17 protein-coding genes, 1 tRNA gene and 2 pseudogenes are annotated in these 15,992 nt (G+C 50.0%); 7 read left to right on the top strand and 13 right to left on the bottom strand.

From position 1 onward, the window contains the following. Window positions 1–3: 3 nt before the first annotated feature. The 4 genes from OGX98_RS04730 to uvrY form a co-directional block, all read right to left on the bottom strand. Window positions 4–79: transfer RNA gene (locus tag OGX98_RS04730), tRNA-Gly, on the bottom strand. Between the two features lie 151 nt (window positions 80–230). After that, on the bottom strand, window positions 231–779 hold the full coding sequence (gene pgsA / locus OGX98_RS04725; RefSeq protein WP_286594903.1) for a CDP-diacylglycerol--glycerol-3-phosphate 3-phosphatidyltransferase: 549 nt from the start codon (window positions 777–779) through the stop codon (window positions 231–233). Window positions 780–834: 55 nt separating this feature from the next. After that, window positions 835–2,667, bottom strand: coding sequence for an excinuclease ABC subunit UvrC (gene uvrC, locus OGX98_RS04720; RefSeq protein ID WP_200012809.1), 1,833 nt, complete (start codon window positions 2,665–2,667; stop codon window positions 835–837). After that, on the bottom strand, window positions 2,664–3,320 hold the full coding sequence (gene uvrY, locus OGX98_RS04715; protein ID WP_003834023.1) for a UvrY/SirA/GacA family response regulator transcription factor: 657 nt from the start codon (window positions 3,318–3,320) through the stop codon (window positions 2,664–2,666). The genes uvrC and uvrY overlap by 4 nt, the downstream gene beginning before the upstream one ends. A gap of 296 nt (window positions 3,321–3,616) precedes the next feature. On the opposite strand from uvrY, the pseudogene OGX98_RS24040 reads away from it, so the two are divergent. The 3 genes and pseudogenes from OGX98_RS24040 to OGX98_RS04705 form a co-directional block, all read left to right on the top strand. Beyond that, window positions 3,617–3,697: pseudogene (locus OGX98_RS24040) on the top strand (hypothetical protein); the annotation flags it as partial. Continuing rightward, window positions 3,673–3,783, top strand: a pseudogene (locus OGX98_RS04710) (hypothetical protein); the annotation flags it as partial. The pseudogenes OGX98_RS24040 and OGX98_RS04710, both read left to right, overlap by 25 nt. Then, window positions 3,780–4,004 carry a DUF2594 family protein gene (locus OGX98_RS04705; protein WP_045444275.1) on the top strand — a complete coding sequence of 75 codons (225 nt, stop codon included), beginning with the start codon at window positions 3,780–3,782 and terminating at the stop codon, window positions 4,002–4,004. The pseudogene OGX98_RS04710 and the gene OGX98_RS04705, both read left to right, overlap by 4 nt. A 67-nt stretch (window positions 4,005–4,071) precedes the next feature. Here OGX98_RS04705 and sdiA read toward each other — a convergent pair whose 3' ends face one another. The 8 genes from sdiA to OGX98_RS04665 all read right to left on the bottom strand — a co-directional run bounded on the left by sdiA (window position 4,072) and on the right by OGX98_RS04665 (window position 11,478). Then, entirely contained in the window at window positions 4,072–4,794 is a 723-nt protein-coding gene (gene sdiA / locus OGX98_RS04700) for a quorum-sensing transcriptional regulator SdiA (RefSeq protein ID WP_286594901.1), read from the bottom strand. Window positions 4,795–5,020: 226 nt separating this feature from the next. Continuing rightward, window positions 5,021–5,773, bottom strand: coding sequence for an L-cystine ABC transporter ATP-binding protein TcyN (gene tcyN, locus OGX98_RS04695; RefSeq protein WP_045444281.1), 753 nt, complete (start codon window positions 5,771–5,773; stop codon window positions 5,021–5,023). Continuing rightward, on the bottom strand, window positions 5,770–6,438 hold the full coding sequence (tcyL, locus tag OGX98_RS04690; RefSeq protein WP_045444284.1) for a cystine ABC transporter permease: 669 nt from the start codon (window positions 6,436–6,438) through the stop codon (window positions 5,770–5,772). The genes tcyN and tcyL overlap by 4 nt, the downstream gene beginning before the upstream one ends. Before the next feature lie 21 nt (window positions 6,439–6,459). Continuing rightward, a complete protein-coding gene (dcyD, locus tag OGX98_RS04685; RefSeq protein ID WP_286594900.1) occupies window positions 6,460–7,446 on the bottom strand; it encodes a D-cysteine desulfhydrase in 987 nt (328 codons plus the stop codon). Window positions 7,447–7,612: 166 nt separating this feature from the next. Then, window positions 7,613–8,413, bottom strand: coding sequence for a cystine ABC transporter substrate-binding protein (tcyJ, locus tag OGX98_RS04680; protein ID WP_045444291.1), 801 nt, complete (start codon window positions 8,411–8,413; stop codon window positions 7,613–7,615). Window positions 8,414–8,513: 100 nt separating this feature from the next. Then, the gene (gene fliZ / locus OGX98_RS04675) at window positions 8,514–9,065 is read right to left on the bottom strand and encodes a flagella biosynthesis regulatory protein FliZ (RefSeq protein ID WP_045444294.1); all 552 of its coding nucleotides are present in this window, start codon (window positions 9,063–9,065) and stop codon (window positions 8,514–8,516) included. Between the two features lie 55 nt (window positions 9,066–9,120). Beyond that, window positions 9,121–9,840, bottom strand: coding sequence for an RNA polymerase sigma factor FliA (locus OGX98_RS04670; protein WP_045444297.1), 720 nt, complete (start codon window positions 9,838–9,840; stop codon window positions 9,121–9,123). 162 nt (window positions 9,841–10,002) lie between these two features. Next, window positions 10,003–11,478, bottom strand: coding sequence for a flagellin N-terminal helical domain-containing protein (locus OGX98_RS04665; protein ID WP_286594899.1), 1,476 nt, complete (start codon window positions 11,476–11,478; stop codon window positions 10,003–10,005). Between the two features lie 255 nt (window positions 11,479–11,733). Here OGX98_RS04665 and fliD point away from each other — a divergent pair, with 255 nt between their 5' ends. The 4 genes from fliD to amyA all read left to right on the top strand — a co-directional run bounded on the left by fliD (window position 11,734) and on the right by amyA (window position 15,490). Beyond that, on the top strand, window positions 11,734–13,140 hold the full coding sequence (gene fliD / locus OGX98_RS04660) for a flagellar filament capping protein FliD (RefSeq protein WP_200012804.1): 1,407 nt from the start codon (window positions 11,734–11,736) through the stop codon (window positions 13,138–13,140). Window positions 13,141–13,155: 15 nt separating this feature from the next. Next, window positions 13,156–13,563, top strand: coding sequence for a flagellar export chaperone FliS (fliS, locus tag OGX98_RS04655; RefSeq protein WP_200012803.1), 408 nt, complete (start codon window positions 13,156–13,158; stop codon window positions 13,561–13,563). Continuing rightward, entirely contained in the window at window positions 13,563–13,931 is a 369-nt protein-coding gene (gene fliT / locus OGX98_RS04650) for a flagella biosynthesis regulatory protein FliT (protein WP_045444309.1), read from the top strand. Before fliS ends, fliT begins: the two co-directional genes overlap by 1 nt. A gap of 71 nt (window positions 13,932–14,002) precedes the next feature. Beyond that, a complete protein-coding gene (gene amyA, locus OGX98_RS04645) occupies window positions 14,003–15,490 on the top strand; it encodes an alpha-amylase (RefSeq protein WP_225761100.1) in 1,488 nt (495 codons plus the stop codon). Between the two features lie 39 nt (window positions 15,491–15,529). Here the strand turns inward: amyA and yedD are convergent, their stop codons facing one another. Beyond that, window positions 15,530–15,943, bottom strand: coding sequence for a lipoprotein YedD (gene yedD / locus OGX98_RS04640; RefSeq protein ID WP_045444315.1), 414 nt, complete (start codon window positions 15,941–15,943; stop codon window positions 15,530–15,532). Window positions 15,944–15,992 lie beyond the last annotated feature (49 nt).

The following is a 15,992-nucleotide window of genomic DNA, read 5'->3' as shown; positions in this document are numbered from 1 at the left end:
ATTTGGAGCGGGAAACGAGACTCGAACTCGCGACCCCGACCTTGGCAAGGTCGTGCTCTACCAACTGAGCTATTCCCGCATCATCAAGTAACTTTGTTAATCACTTGATTTTGCTATCGTCTGGCAATCAGTGCTGCCGTTCGATGCGTTGCATTCTACTTACCTGACGCACTGAGTCAACGATATTTTTCACCACTGACGATCGTTTGCTGAAATTTGCGGCGAAACGATCACTGATCAAGCAAATCTCCGCGTGCGGCGCTCAAATACTGGAACATTGACCATAATGTCAGGATCGCGGCAACAAAGAAAAGTGCGATCCCGGCGTACTCAACCCAGATGTTTGGACGCCACAGTAACCAGGCCAGTGCCGCCATCTGCGACGTGGTTTTAACTTTACCGATCCAGGAAACGGCCACGCTGCTACGCTTGCCGAGTTCGGCCATCCATTCGCGCAGCGCAGAAATGATAATCTCACGCGCTATCATCGTGGCGGCGGGTAATGTCACCCACCAGCTGTGATAGTGCTCCGTCACCAGCACCATCGCGATAGCCACCAGCACTTTATCCGCGACCGGATCCAGGAAAGCGCCAAAACGCGTGCTTTGGTTCCAGCGGCGCGCCAGAAAACCGTCAAACCAGTCGGTAACCGCCGCGATACAGAAGATAAATGCGCAAACAAACGGAGCCCAGGTGAATGGCAGGTAAAATGCCAATACAAAGAAAGGGATCAGAATGACGCGAAACAGCGTGAGCAATGTAGGGATATTAAATTGCATATGACGGATAACTATCTGTTGTCAGTGAAATTACCCCTATGTTGCTACAGAGGGCCTAATGTTTCAACGAGTAGAAGATCTTTTCTGCCAGACCTTGCGAAATACCCGGCACTTTTGCAATTTCTTCGACACTTGCGTTACGAAGCCCTTGCAACCCGCCCATATACTTTAACAGCATCTGTCGACGTTTAGGTCCGACGCCCTCAATAGTTTCAAGCGTACTGGTGCTTTTCACCTTCGCGCGTTTTTTACGGTGTCCGCTGATGGCATGATCGTGAGACTCATCGCGAATATGCTGAATAACGTGTAGTGCTGGCGAGTCAGGCGGCAGACTGAACCCCTCTCCTTCCGGTTCAAAAAACAGCGTTTCCAGACCGGCTTTGCGATCGGCACCCTTCGCCACCCCGAGCAACAGCGGATGTTGTTTATCCCAGGGTACATCCAGCTCAGCAAAAACGGCTTTCGCCTGCCCCAGTTGACCTTTGCCGCCGTCGATCAGAATGACATCCGGGATTTTACTTTCTTCAATTGCCTTGCCGTAGCGTCGACGCAGCACCTGGTTCATCGCCGCATAATCATCGCCCGGCGTGATACCGGTGATGTTATAGCGACGATATTCCGCACGCAGCGGTCCGTTAGCATCAAAAACCACGCAGGAGGCCACCGTCTGCTCGCCCATCGTGTGGCTGATGTCAAAACACTCCATGCGTTTCACCGCAGGTAACTTCAGCACCGATGCAAGAGCCGTCAGACGCTGAGTAATGGTGGACTGCTGAGAAAGCTTTGTGGTAAGCGCCGTTGCCGCATTGGTACGAGCCAGCTTCAGATAACGCGCGCGATCTCCACGTGGTTTCGTCTGGACGTTAATTCGTCGTCCGGCCAGCTCAGATAAGGAGTCCGCCAACAGCATCTTATCGCTAAGATTAAAGTCGAGCAGGATCTCACCGGGTAAGGTGCGCATCTGGCTGCCCTGTAAATAGAACTGCCCAACAAAAGTTTCAACAACTTCGCCCAACTCTGTTCCGCCCGGAACTTTAGGGAAATAGCTGCGACTGCCCAGTACCTTACCCTGGCGAATAAACAGAACGTGTACACAAGCCATCCCGGCGTCAAATGCTACGCCGATGACGTCCAGATCATCACCGGTATTCGAAACGAACTGTTTCTCGGTCACACGGCGTACGGCCTGAATTTGGTCACGAATACGAGCAGCTTCCTCAAACTCCAGATTCTGGCTGGCTTTTTCCATCCGGGCGATCAATTGTGTCAGGACCTGATCGTCTTTGCCGGATAAGAACAACCGGACGTAATCAACCTGCTGCGAATACTCTTCTTCACTCACCAGACCTGCCACACACGGCCCAAGACAGCGGCCAATCTGGTATTGCAGGCAAGGTCTCGAACGGTTGCGGTAGACACTGTTTTCACACTGGCGAATAGGGAATATTTTCTGCAATAGCGCCAGCGTTTCACGTACCGCATAACCGTTTGGGAACGGTCCAAAGTACTCACCTTTTGCATGCTTGGCCCCACGATGCATCGCCAGGCGTGGATGAGTGTCACCACTAAGGAAAATAAAAGGATAGGATTTATCGTCACGCAGCAGCACGTTGTAGCGTGGCTGATACAACTTGATGTAGTTGTGTTCGAGCAATAATGCTTCGGTCTCGGTATGCGTCACCGTAACATCAATCTGCTGGATTTGCGCGACCAGCGCTTCAGTTTTACGTGAAGCGAGATTGCTGCGGAAATAGCTGGAAAGCCGCTTTTTCAGGTCTTTCGCTTTACCGACATAGATAACCGTCCCGGCGCTATCGTACATACGATAAACACCGGGCTGACTGGTCACGGTTTTCAGAAACGCTTTTGCATCAAACTGATCGGTCACTGGCTTGTTAATGTCTCCGCATTACACAGGCCATGGCGAATTGCCAGGTGAGTCAGTTCTACATCGCCGTGAATGTTTAATTTACTGAACATTCGATAGCGGTAACTGTTCACCGTTTTAGGACTGAGATTCAGCTGCTCTGAGATCTCATTGACCTTCTGGCCTTTAGTGATCATCAGCATAATCTGCAACTCGCGTTCAGACAAACTGGCAAACGGTGTCTCCGTTTTCTCAGGCTCAATCTGGCTAAGTGCCATCTGTTGAGCGATATCGGAGGCAATATAGCGCTGCCCGGAAAAAACCGAACGAATCGCACTAACAACTTCCTGAGGCGCGGCCCCCTTGCTGAGATACCCCGCGGCACCTGCCTGCATGACTTTTGCCGGCAACGGGTTTTCGGTATGGACTGTCAGCATAATCACTTTGATGTCAGCTGTTGAACGTGCAATTTTGCGGGTTGCTTCAAGACCGCCAATACCGGGCATATTCATGTCCATCAGCACAACGTCGACGGAGTTTGAACGGCACCATTTCACCGCATCCTCGCCGCAGCACGCTTCGCCGACAACTTTTATGCCTTTTATATCTTCAAGAATGCGTCGTATCCCTGCGCGCACCAGTTCGTGGTCATCAACAAGAAAAACGTTGATCAAAGGAATATCTCCAGAATAGGGATAACGCTACCGATAGTTAATCGGTCCTATGTTAACGGGTTTTATCTCAACTTTGAAATGTAAAAAACACCCGACTTTCGATTTTGCTCTCGTTTTTGGAAATTAGATTGTACGAAGAGTGGAAACTTCCACAGCGGACAACCTTCAGAGACAGTTATATCGGTCTGGCTGTTTCAGAATAGTGACAAAAAGTTCATATTCTTACGCTGAATGATAAATAGCAAAGCAAGCTTGTAACAATAATTAACGAGTCGAATACTCGCAATATACAAAGAATGGAGAAAATATATGCACTGCAACATATTGTTTATTTTAATATCGCCAGTGGGCGTTTGCGCAAAAAACAACCTCTGATATTTTTAGCAAAGCTTATGGTATACTCCGGCGCCTTAAGATTTGCCATCGCACTTTTTCATTGAAACATAACGAGGAAAATAAATGAGTACGCCTGATTTTTCCACTGCCGAGAATAATCAAGAACTGGCTAATGAAGTCACCTGCCTGAAAGCCATGTTAACGCTGATGCTGCAGGCAATGGGACAAGCCGATGCAGGACGCGTGATTCTTAAAATGGAAAAACAGATCGCGCTGATTGAGGACGAAACACAGGCTGAGGTATTCTCTAGCACTGTTAAGCAAATTAAACAGGCCTACCGTCAGTAATAAGAAACCGGCTGACAGCATTGCTCTCAGCCGGTTTTTGCGCCTGATACTCAGAACGACAATTTACTCAGATAAGCCCGGTTGCTGCGGCATAGCAGGCAATCTGTGTTTTGTTCGGGGCATTGAACTTCTTCTGCATATTCTTCTGATGGAAGTTAACAGTATTTTCAGAAATCGACAGAATTATCGCTATCTCTGAAGATGTTTTTCCCTCTGCGGTCCATTTCAATATTTCTTTTTCCCGCTTGCTAAAACGCATCTCCGGCGTCATGACCATGTCATCTTCCAGTCGAGTTAGAACTGACAGACTTTCCCGTATTAGCAGTTGCATCCTTAGTTCCACCTCATCCTGCTCAAAGCTGCTATTACGCACGCTCGCACGCGACACAGACAGGAAGCCCAAAGCCCGATTCGGCAACATTAAGCACTGGGTAATCCCCTTACGTAATCCGTGATTACGCGCCGCATCCCACAGTGGTTGGGCATCGCGGAACAACGTGTCATTCCAGGGCAGATGGCCCTGACTGAAATTTTCAGGCTTCAGCACCGGATCAATAGCGAAATAATTTTCGGATTGATAATGCGCCACCCATGCTTTGGGATACGTCGTATGAAGTGCCGTTTTAGGCCGGGTAAATGGTACGGGATGACGGACACAGAGCGCGTAAAAATCGAACTCCAGATGTTGCGTCTGATGTTGTAATTCATTATAGACATCCTCTGCCGTCGCCATTTCCTGAAAGCGTAACAGCATACTCCGTCGCCAGGTGAAGAAATCATGATCCTGCATACTAAGTGGTAATGCTCCTGAGATTGATAATCATCACAAATGTATGAACACGCTAACACATAAATGTATTTTATATATGCAAATTATCGGACAAGTGTGGAATTACTTGAGTATGGCTCAACAACAGGCTATTGCAGCAGAGTGGTGAGTCAATATTAAATCAATAATTATAAATAGTTATGCAGTGCACTCACCAAAACGGCTTTGGTGAGTGCTGTGGCACTATTTATTGCATCAGAAATTTTTCAAGAAACTGGCGAGTACGAGGTTGCTGAGGATCGGTAAATAAAGCCTTTGCGGGTCCCTGCTCCACTATACGTCCTTGATCCATAAATATCGCCCGGTCGGCAACATCACGTGCAAAGCTCATTTCATGCGTCACAATAACCATGGTGCGTTTTTCCAGCGCCAACTGACGAATGGTGCTCAGTACCTCGCCAACCAGTTCCGGATCAAGCGCGGACGTTGGCTCATCAAAGAGGATCACTTCCGGACGCATCGCCAGCGCCCGGGCAATAGCCACGCGCTGCTGCTGTCCGCCAGATAAACGCCGTGGATAACTGGTTTCTTTACCCGCAAGCCCTACCTTCGCCAGAAGTTCACGCGCACGGGCTGTCGCTTCATCCTTCGCCTCACCTTTGACAATAACCGGCCCTTCAATAATGTTCTCCAGCACCGTACGATGCGGAAACAAATTAAAGTTCTGGAACACGAAGCCCACGTGCTGACGCAACTGACGGATTAATCCCTTTTGCTGATTCAGGGAGCGTGCGGTATCAATAGTAATGTCACCAACTTTGATCGTGCCCGCCTCCGGTTGCTCGAGCAAATTAATGCTACGCAACAGGGTGGTTTTCCCCGAGCCGCTCGGCCCGATAATTGCCACGACTTCACCGGGTTTAACATCCAGATCGATACCGTGTAGCACCGTTTGCCCGTGAAATTTTTTCACCAGGTTTCTGACTTCGATAGCACTCATTTCGGCTCTCTCTCCTGGCGGTTTAGCTGCTCTTCAAAATAGTTCTGCAGTGCGGAAAGCACCGTCGCCATCACCCAGTAAATCAGCGAGGCCGCCAGATACATGGTGAACACCTCCAGCGTACGCGAAGTAATCAGTTGTGCCTGACGGAACAGTTCCGGTACCTGAATCGTCGCGGCCAGTGAAGTGTCTTTCACCAGGCTGATAAAGCTGTTACTCAGCGGCGGCAAAGCTACGCGCGCAGCCTGTGGCAGGATCGCCCTGCGCATTGTCTGCCACGGCGTCATACCAATACTCGCCCCGGCCTCCCACTGGCCTTTGTCGATGGAGGAGATTGCCGCGCGCAGCGTTTCCGCCGCGTAAGCCGCCGTATTCAGCGACAGACCAATCATCGCCGCCGGGACAGGATCCAGTTCAATGCCAAACTGTGGCAGGCCGTAATAGATCATGAACAGCTGGGCTATCAGCGGGGTTCCGCGAAAAATAGAAATGTAAAAGCGCGCCAGCCAGCGGACAGGTAACAGCGGCGACAGGCGCATCAGTGCGAGGATAAACCCCAGCACCAGCCCGAAAAACATCCCGCCAATACTCAGCTGAAGCGTAAATACCGCACCTTTCAGTAGATATGGCAGCGAATCAATCACCAGTTGGATACTTTCTTGCATTAGCGTTTTTCTACCTTGCCGTTACACATGAGGATGGTAGGCAAACAGCGCAGGCGCCCCACCGGTATGAATAAAGAGAATTGGCCCTTCATCTTTAAAGCGTTTCTGGCTGATGCCGTCGATTAATCCTGCCATCGCTTTACCGGTATAGACCGGATCTAACAAGATACCTTCCAGACGCGCTAACAGTTTTACCGCTTCCATGCCTTCTTCATTTGGCATACCGTAGCCCGGCGCAAAATACTCATCCCACAACAGAATATCTGCCGCAGCCGTCAGTTCCAGTTCACTGGCAATAGCCTGTTGAAGTGCAACAACTTTAGGCTTTTGATCGGCTACACTGCGCGATACGGTCACCCCAATCAGCTCAACGCCTGGCATCAGTTGTTCCAGGCCAACGGCCAGACCGGCATGCGTTCCCGCGCTGCCTGATGCTACCACGACAGAAGAGAGCTCAACCGCGCCCTCACACTGTTGAGCAATTTCCAGCGCGCTTTCAACATAGCCCAATGCACCAAGCGCATTTGAACCGCCGACCGGGATCACATACGGACGAAACCCTTGAGCCTCAATGCGTGTCGCCAGTTCCTGGAGCTGCGCGTTCGGGTCAGTCAGCGCATCACACATTTCAATCTGGGTATTGAACAGATCTAACAGCAGGCGGTTACCGTTACTGAGATAGTTTTCAGCAGTTGTGCCAATCGGGTTTTCCAGCAGCGCCACGCAATGTAGCCCCAGCTTCGCCGCCACCGCCGCCGTCTGGCGAACGTGGTTAGACTGAATAGCGCCCGCGGTTATCAGCGTATCTGCGCCTTCACGCAGCGCGTCCGCCGCCAGAAACTCCAGCTTGCGCAGCTTATTGCCGCCCATTGCCATCGGCGTGACGTCATCACGTTTAATGAAAATATCGCGTCCGAGATAATCGGAAAAACGCGGGAGATATTCGAGCGGCGTTGGCGCGCCAATAAATTCCAGACGCGGAAAGCGCGTTAAGTTATACAGTGGCATAGAGCCTCCGGTATTGACTCGTTGTCTTTCGGGCCGCACGTACATTGGCTGCAACCCAAAATCCATTGAGCAGACGTTGTTGTGATGTTCTTTTTATTATGCACATTAAGGCGCTGTGAAATAAAAAAAGGCGCTGTTAAAGGCGCCTTTTTTATTCGGGTGACAATTATTTCGTCACATCCGCCCCAAACCATTTCTCAGAGAGGGCTTTCAGCGTACCGTCTTTCTGCATATCCGCAATTGCTGCATCCACTGCTTTCAGCAGATCTTCGTTGCCTTTACGCAGCGCCACGCCAGACTCCTGACGGGAGAAGGCTTCACCGGTTACAGCCAGCGTGTCTTTGGTTTTCTTAACCAGATCCAACGCAGCCAGACGGTCAACCAGAATGGCGTCAATACGGCCTACGCGCAAATCCTGGTATTTAGTCGGATCGTCATCATAGGTGCGGATATCTACGCCCTGTACGTTCTGGCGCAGCCACTCTTCATAGTTGGTTCCCAGACCGACGCCAACTTTTTTACCTTTCAGATCAGCAGCGGTCTTAATAACGCCTTCATTGCCTTTTTTCACCAGCGCCTGGATACCGGAAACCGTATACGGGGTAGAGAAATCATATTTTTTCTTACGTTCGTCAGAGATGGTCACCTGGTTGATGACGACATCAATGCGCTTTGAATCAAGTGATGCCAGCATGCCATCCCATTTGGTCGGCTTCAGCGAGGCCTGAACCCCAAGGTGCTTTGCCAGTTCCTGGGCAAATTCCACCTCAAAACCGGTCAACTTGCCGTCATCACCCTGAAAACTAAACGGGGGATAGGTCCCTTCAAGACCCACCAGCAGCGTGCCGCGCTCTTTCACTTTATTTAACAGACCTTCATCCGCATAAGTCTTTACACTCATTCCGGCGACAAGTGCAACAGCCATTACACCCATCAGAGCCTGACGTCCCAGAAGTGCTAATTTCATAGTTACCCCGAATATTGTCATTAGTGACTGCTATTTATGAGCATAGTGTAAAGCGTTTGCCGTGATCCACAAACACGACTCTGTTACACCTTATTCGTTTTTAATATATATCAGAACTGGCTGTCCAGGAGGATTTCTGCATATGTCCCATATGCGTATGGGCTTTAAACTGCTCATATTTTCGCAGCGCAATGCGGTAATTGTTAGTACTGGTTTGCGGTAACCACGGGGCGAGGTTTTCGTCGAGGAATCCTTCCTGCAGCAGGTCATGGGAGATATTCTGCTCGGTCAGATGATTGCCGAGGCGACGCAGGCGAACGACATATTCGCGTACCGTACCGTGGCTCATCTCGGTTTGCTCAAACAAAAATTGTTTAAAGCCGATGATGTCAAAAAAGTCGCTTTGTTCTTTGCAATGCAAATCACCGCAAAAACGGCATAACGCCACCCACTCTTTTTTTTCCTGCTCCCAGGCGGCGTCATCCATCAGCGTATCCAGGCGGGCGATAGCGATTTTATTCACAATCTGTCCCCGGCGGACCAACGTGATCCTGTCGAGTAACTTAAAGCAATGGGCGCAATGCGTCTGGCTGTGTTTGAAATCTTTGAGGTAGCGGCTTAGAGGCCGTCTTTTTGATTGCTGCACCGTCATGATAACTCCTGGTAGTCAATACGTTATGCGGCATTGTTCAGGGGTAAAATTACCCCTATAGCTTACCCAGTTTGGTGCGTAGACGTTTGATAGCCTGGCTGTGCAACTGACTGACCCGTGATTCGCCCACTTCCAGAACAGCACCAATCTCTTTCAGATTCAGCTCTTCCTGGTAGTACAGCGTCAACACCAGTTTCTCGCGCTCCGGCAACGCGTCAATCGCGTCCATCACGCGCTGGCGCAGGTTCCCCTCAAGAAGCTGTTGTAACGGGTTTTCCTGCTGGTGCTCTTCGGTCACCAGCTCAATACTATCGCCATGCTCTTCCCGCCACTCATCGTATGAGAAGAGTTGGCTGTTATTGGTATCAAGCAACATCTGACGATACTCTTGCACAGGAATAGCCAGACGCTCCGCCACTTCGGTTTCCGTCGCGTTGCGCCCTAATTCCTGCTCCAGTTGCCCCATCGCCTGTGCCACTTCGCGAGCATTGCGCCGGACACTACGCGGCACCCAATCCCGGCTGCGTAGTTCGTCCAGCATAGCTCCACGAATACGCTGCACTGCGTAAGTGGTAAATGCCGTTCCTTGCAAAGCGTCATATCGGTCAACTGCATTCAATAACCCGATGCCGCCCGCTTGTAGCAGGTCATCCAGTTCTACGCTCGCCGGCAAGCGCACCTGAAGGCGCAATGCTTCGTGACGCACCAACGGTACATAACGCTGCCACAGCGAGTGTTTATCCATTACACCTTCAGCGGTATACAGTGAATTCACGATAAACAGCCCTGCGTTAAATGAGTTATCGGCATGATTATCCGTTTCTGCAGGGGTTTTAATCGGGTGAATAGTGGGTGAAATGAGGGGTTATTTGGGGGTTACGGGTAAAGCTGAATGTAAAAAACCCCGCCGTAGCGGGGTTTGCGCGATAAGTGTAAATTAACGCAGCAGAGACAGAACGTTCTGCGGAACCTGGTTGGCCTGAGCCAGTACAGAAGTACCTGCCTGCTGCAGGATCTGTGCTTTAGACATGTTGGACACTTCGGTCGCATAGTCAGCATCTTCGATACGGCTACGAGCAGAAGTCAGGTTGTTAACGGTGTTACCCAGGTTGGTGATAGTGGAATCGAAACGGTTCTGTACAGCACCGAGATCACCACGTAAGGTATCAACCTGAGCAATTGCTTTATCTAATACATCTAACTGGTTACGCGTAGCTTCACTGGCTTTATCCTGCTCAACAAGTTTAGCGTTAGCAGTACCTGCATTCTGAACAAAAATCTGCGCCGTTCCAGCATTATTGGATACGTTACCAGCAGAATCTACTTTGTAAGTAGCAGCTCCGACTGTTAATTCACCACCAGTAAGGCTCGCCTTCTGTTGAACAAGATCAGATTCTTTTGCTGCGACGTTAGTTCCGTGCGTAGTCAGTTTATTCGTTCCTCCAGCAGCGCCTTCCTCGTACAGAGCACCACCAGTAACTGTTAACTTAGCACCGGTACCAGTAGCAGTAGTAGAATCACTGACTGTCAAAGTAATATCTTTGCCATCAATTTTCGCCGTAAAGCTACCATTACCAAATCCATCAGTATCACCAGCCGCTTTCCAGGTCGTTCCTTTCCAACTAAAAGTATTACCCTGCTTTACATCTTTTGCTGCAACGGCTACTTCTGTAGCGCCAGCAGATACATCAACAGCCTTATTCGTGCTATCAGTAATTAACGCACCTGACGAAGCCCCAACAAATGCAGCTTTAGTTGCAGTTTTGTTTTCAACATCACCCGTTACGACATTCACTTCGTAATCAGTACCGCCTAGGCTATAAGCTTTAGTCCCAGTAGCGCCAAAATCTTTTACCAACTGATCGGAAGTTGCGGCTTTGTCACCCGTAACACGGAAACCATTAAGGCCCAGTGTACCGCTAGTGATTTCCTTAAGATTGATAGAAATACTTTCATTATCATTAGCCCCAACCTGAATTTTCAGGGTGTTGTCCTGAGCCAGTACTTTCACGCCGTTAAACTGAGTCTGACCGGAAACGCGGTCAATTTCACTCAGACGCTGAGTGATTTCAGCCTGAATAGAATCCAGGTCAGAACCAGAATTTGAACCGTTAGCTGCCTGAACGGACAGTTCACGTACACGCTGCAGGTTGTTGTTGATTTCATTCAACGCGCCTTCAGTGGTCTGCGCGATGGAGATACCATCGTTGGCGTTACGGGAAGCCTGAGTCAGACCTTTAATGTTAGAGGTGAAGCGGTTAGCAATCGCCTGACCTGCTGCATCGTCCTTCGCACTGTTGATACGCAGACCGGAGGACAGACGCTCGATTGCGGAACTCAGGGAAGACTGAGATTTGTTCAGGTTATTCTGGGTCAACAGCGACAGGCTGTTAGTATTGATGACTTGTGCCATGATCTTTTCCTTATCAATTACAACTTGATGTTATTGGGCTGTTGCCCACGGTTTCTCACCGTAACCCATGTATCGGCACGTTAATTTCGAACTTTAGATAATTTTCACTTTCCGCCCTCTTTTTTCTTAGCCTCTGAAATACCCTCTTTAATTGCCACTATTCTGCGCATTATTTTCTCAAAACTATTATTAAACTTTGCGCGCAGATTGCCGATAAAGCGCTTAACTACTGTTTGCAATCACAAGGAATTAGGCATGCCTTCATTTACATCACTGGGCGTCGGCTCAAACTTACCGCTGGATACATTGCTGACAAACCTGACTACTGCTGAAAAAAAACGTTTAACTCCAATTACTCAGCAGCAGAGTGCCAATACTGCACGTTTGACGGCCTACGGCACGCTAAAAAGCGCGCTGGAAAAATTCCAGACAGCGAATACTACGCTAAACAGTGCCGACCTGTTTAAAAGCACCACTGTAACCAGTAGTACTGAAGACCTTAAGGTATCAACATCTGCTGGTGCAGCGCCCGGAACCTATACCGTGAGCGTAAAACAGCTGGCGCAAGCGCAATCATTGAGCACCAAATCAGGTATCAGTTCTACGAAGGATGTCCTTGGCGATACATCTTCTGATAGCCGCACGATCAAAATTGAACAAAAAGGTCGTGAAAAGCCTTTGGAAATTAAACTCACCAAAGACCAGACATCACTGGAAGGGATCCGTGATGCCATCAACGACGCAGACAGCGGTATTTCTGCCAGTATTGTAAAAGTAAAAGAAAATGATTATCAGTTGGTATTGACGGCAGACAGCGGTACAGATAATCAGATGACTATTTCAGTATCTGGCGACAGTAAGCTGAATGATTTACTGGCCTTTGACAGCACTGCTGGCAGCGGCAGTATGAAACAGTTGGTGGGTGCCAAAAATGCGCAGTTAACAGTCAACGGCATCGATATTGAACGCCCCAGTAACACCATTACCGATGCCCCACAAGGTGTGACGCTGAATCTGACCAAAGAAGTGACCGATGCGCGCATTACTGTCACCAAGAGCAACGATAAAGCCACTGAAGCGATTAAAGGCTGGGTTGATGCCTATAACTCACTGCTGGATACCTTCTCTACGCTGACCAAATACACTGAGGTGGATCCAGGTGCCGAAACCCAAGATACGAATAATGGCGCACTGCTTGGCGACAGCGCCGTACGTACTATCCAGACAGGGATCCGCGCGCAGTTTTCTAACGGTGCCAATGACGGTGCGTTCAAAACGTTGGGTGAAATCGGTATTACCACCGACGGTACCTCAGGCAAGTTGAAAATTGACGACGCCAAGCTGAAAAAAGCGCTGGAGGATAACACGGCTGCCACTCGTCAGTTGCTGGTTGGCGATGGCAAAGAAACCGGAATTACCACCAAAATCGCTACCGAAGTGAAAAGCTATCTGGCTGATGACGGCATCATCGACAGCGCCCAGGACAATATCAACGCCACGCTGAAAAAACTGACCAAACAGTATCTGGCAGTGAGTAATAGCATTGACGATACCGTCGCACGCTATAAAGCACAGTTTACGCAACTGGACTCAATGATGAGCAAACTGAACAATACCAGTACCTACCTGGGCCAACAATTTACTGCAATGAGTAACTCCTGATAACACGAGGTAAGTATGTATACCGCGAGCGGTACCAAAGCCTATGCACAGGTCAGCGTGGAAAGCGCCGTAATGAGCGCCAGTCCGCATCAGCTGATTGAAATGTTGTTTGACGGCGCAAACAGCGCCCTGGTGCGCGCTCGCCTGTTTATGCAGCAGGGCGATATTGTCGCCAAAGGCGAGGCACTCAGTAAAGCCATTAATATTATTGATAATGGTCTGAAAGCTGGTCTGGATCAGGACAATGGCGGCGAAGTGGCAACTAATCTGTCTGCGCTGTACGACTACATGATCCGCCGTTTGCTGCAAGCTAATTTGCGCAATGATTGCCAGGCCATTGAAGAAGTCGAAGGGTTACTCGGCAACATCGCGGAAGCCTGGAAGCAGATCTCACCAAAAGCGTCGTCCCAGGAGTCCCGTTAATGACCTCAGCCGTGGAGTTTATCAACCGTTGGCAGCGCATCGCGCTACTCAGTCACTCGCTGCTGGAACTGGCGCAGCGCGGTGAATGGGACCTTTTACTGGAACAGGAAGTTAGCTATCTGCAAAGTATTGAAGTGGTCATGGAAGAAAAAACTCCACCAGGCATTACGCGAAGCGTTCAGGATCTGGTTGCCGGGTATATTAAGCAGACGCTGGATAACGAACAGTTACTCAAAGCATTGCTGCAACAGCGGCTGGATGAACTCAGCGGTCTGATCGGTCAGTCAACCCGTCAGAAGACGCTGAATAACGCCTATGGTCGTCTTTCTGGCATGCTGTTGGTTCCCGACGCTCCAACCACCCCATAATAATTTCCCGTCTCGCCTGAATAATCTTCCATACTCCAGAGGTCGGCCAATCGACTTCTGGAGCACGGAAGATGAAAAATCCCACGTTATTGCAGTACTTCCACTGGTATTACCCTGATGGTGGTCACCTGTGGTCCGAACTTGCCGCACGCGCTGGCGGACTCAATGATATCGGCATCAATATGGTATGGCTTCCGCCCGCCTATAAAGGCGCTTCAGGCGGGTATTCTGTCGGTTACGACTCTTACGATCTGTTTGATCTGGGCGAGTTCGATCAAAAAGGCACCATCGCCACTAAATACGGCGATAAAAACCAACTGCTGGCGGCAATAGATGCGCTGAAACACAACGATATTGCCGTCCTGCTGGACGTGGTGGTAAACCACAAAATGGGCGCGGATGAGAAAGAAGCAATCCGTGTCCAGCGCGTTAACGCCGAGGACCGCACGCAAATTGACGACGAGATCGTCGAATGTGAAGGCTGGACACGCTACACCTTCCCTGCCCGCGCGGGTCAGTATTCTCAATTCATCTGGGACTTTAAATGCTTCAGCGGCATCGATCACATCGAAAACCCGACCGAGGATGGCATTTTCAAAATCGTTAATGATTACACCGGTGAAGGCTGGAACGATCAGGTTGATGATGAATTAGGCAATTTTGACTATCTGATGGGCGAGAATATCGATTTCCGTAACCATGCCGTGACCGAAGAGCTCAAATACTGGGCACGTTGGGTGATGGATCAAACACATTGTGACGGCTTTCGCCTCGATGCGGTGAAGCACATTCCAGCCTGGTTTTATAAGGAGTGGATCGAACACGTGCAAGAGGTTGCGCCAAAGCCGCTGTTTATCGTAGCTGAATACTGGTCTCACGAAGTGGACAAACTACAAACCTATATCAACCAGGTGGAGGGGAAAACCATGCTTTTCGATGCCCCTTTGCAAATGAAGTTTCATGAAGCGTCCCGTCAGGGCCGCGATTATGATATGAGCCAGATATTCACCGACACGCTGGTTGAGGCCGACCCATTCCATGCGGTGACGTTAGTCGCCAATCACGATACCCAGCCGTTACAGGCGCTGGAAGCCCCCGTAGAGCCCTGGTTTAAACCGTTGGCCTACGCGCTGATCCTGTTGCGAGAAAATGGTGTACCGTCGGTTTTCTATCCCGATTTATACGGCGCGCACTACGAAGATACCGGAGGCGATGGCGAAACCTATCCTATCGACATGCCAATCATTGAACAGCTTGATGAGCTAATCCTGGCCCGCCAGCGCTTCGCCCATGGCATACAAACGTTGTATTTTGATCACCCCAACTGTATTGCTTTTAGCCGGAGCGGCACAGACGATGATCCGGGCTGCGTGGTAGTGCTGTCCAACGGTGATGACGGTGAAAAGACCATCGCGCTCGGCGTGAATTACGCCAATAAAATCTGGCGTGACTATCTTGGCAATCGAGAAGAAAGTGTGGTGACAGACGAAAATGGCGAGGCGACGTTTTTCTGCAATGGCGGCAGCGTTAGCGTATGGGTGATTGAAGAGGTGTTGTAATGCACAACCCCGGTGGCGCGGGCTACCGGGGCACAAAGCTTATGGCAGCGGTGTAGCCAGTGGCGTTTTCTTTAACACCTCAGCACACTCCTGCGTTGGGCGATCAACTCGTTGCAGCGTCATGCCGTCGTATTCCAGCGTATTGCCTTCGCGGTCAATTTCATACAGCTCGCGCTTCGCCGTCACGTTGGTGAGATCGCCGGAGATCATTGTCAATTTCCCCGGAACGGCAATCACCCGCTGCCACTGGCGACAATCCAGCGTATCCCCCTCTTTAGTAACCACCAGACTGGCGATGGCTTCCGGACTCACCAGCGCACGCTGCGGACCTTTTGACTGCCAGTACCCTTCCAGACCGGCGGGTGCTGGCGTTTTCACCACGTCGTTATAATTTTCTACCTCGGCGCATCCGGCAAGGGCCAGCAACGCACCAATGATTGCTAATTTTTTCATCATTCATCCTGCATGCGAAGAAAGTGGGATTGTGGCATTAAACCCCTGA

This window comes from Citrobacter sp. Cm046 (assembly GCF_030333065.1).
Taxonomy (GTDB): Bacteria; Pseudomonadota; Gammaproteobacteria; order Enterobacterales; family Enterobacteriaceae; genus Citrobacter; species Citrobacter murliniae.
The sequence above is the reverse complement of the archived record's forward strand: the minus strand, read 5'-3'. Positions and strand labels throughout refer to the sequence as shown.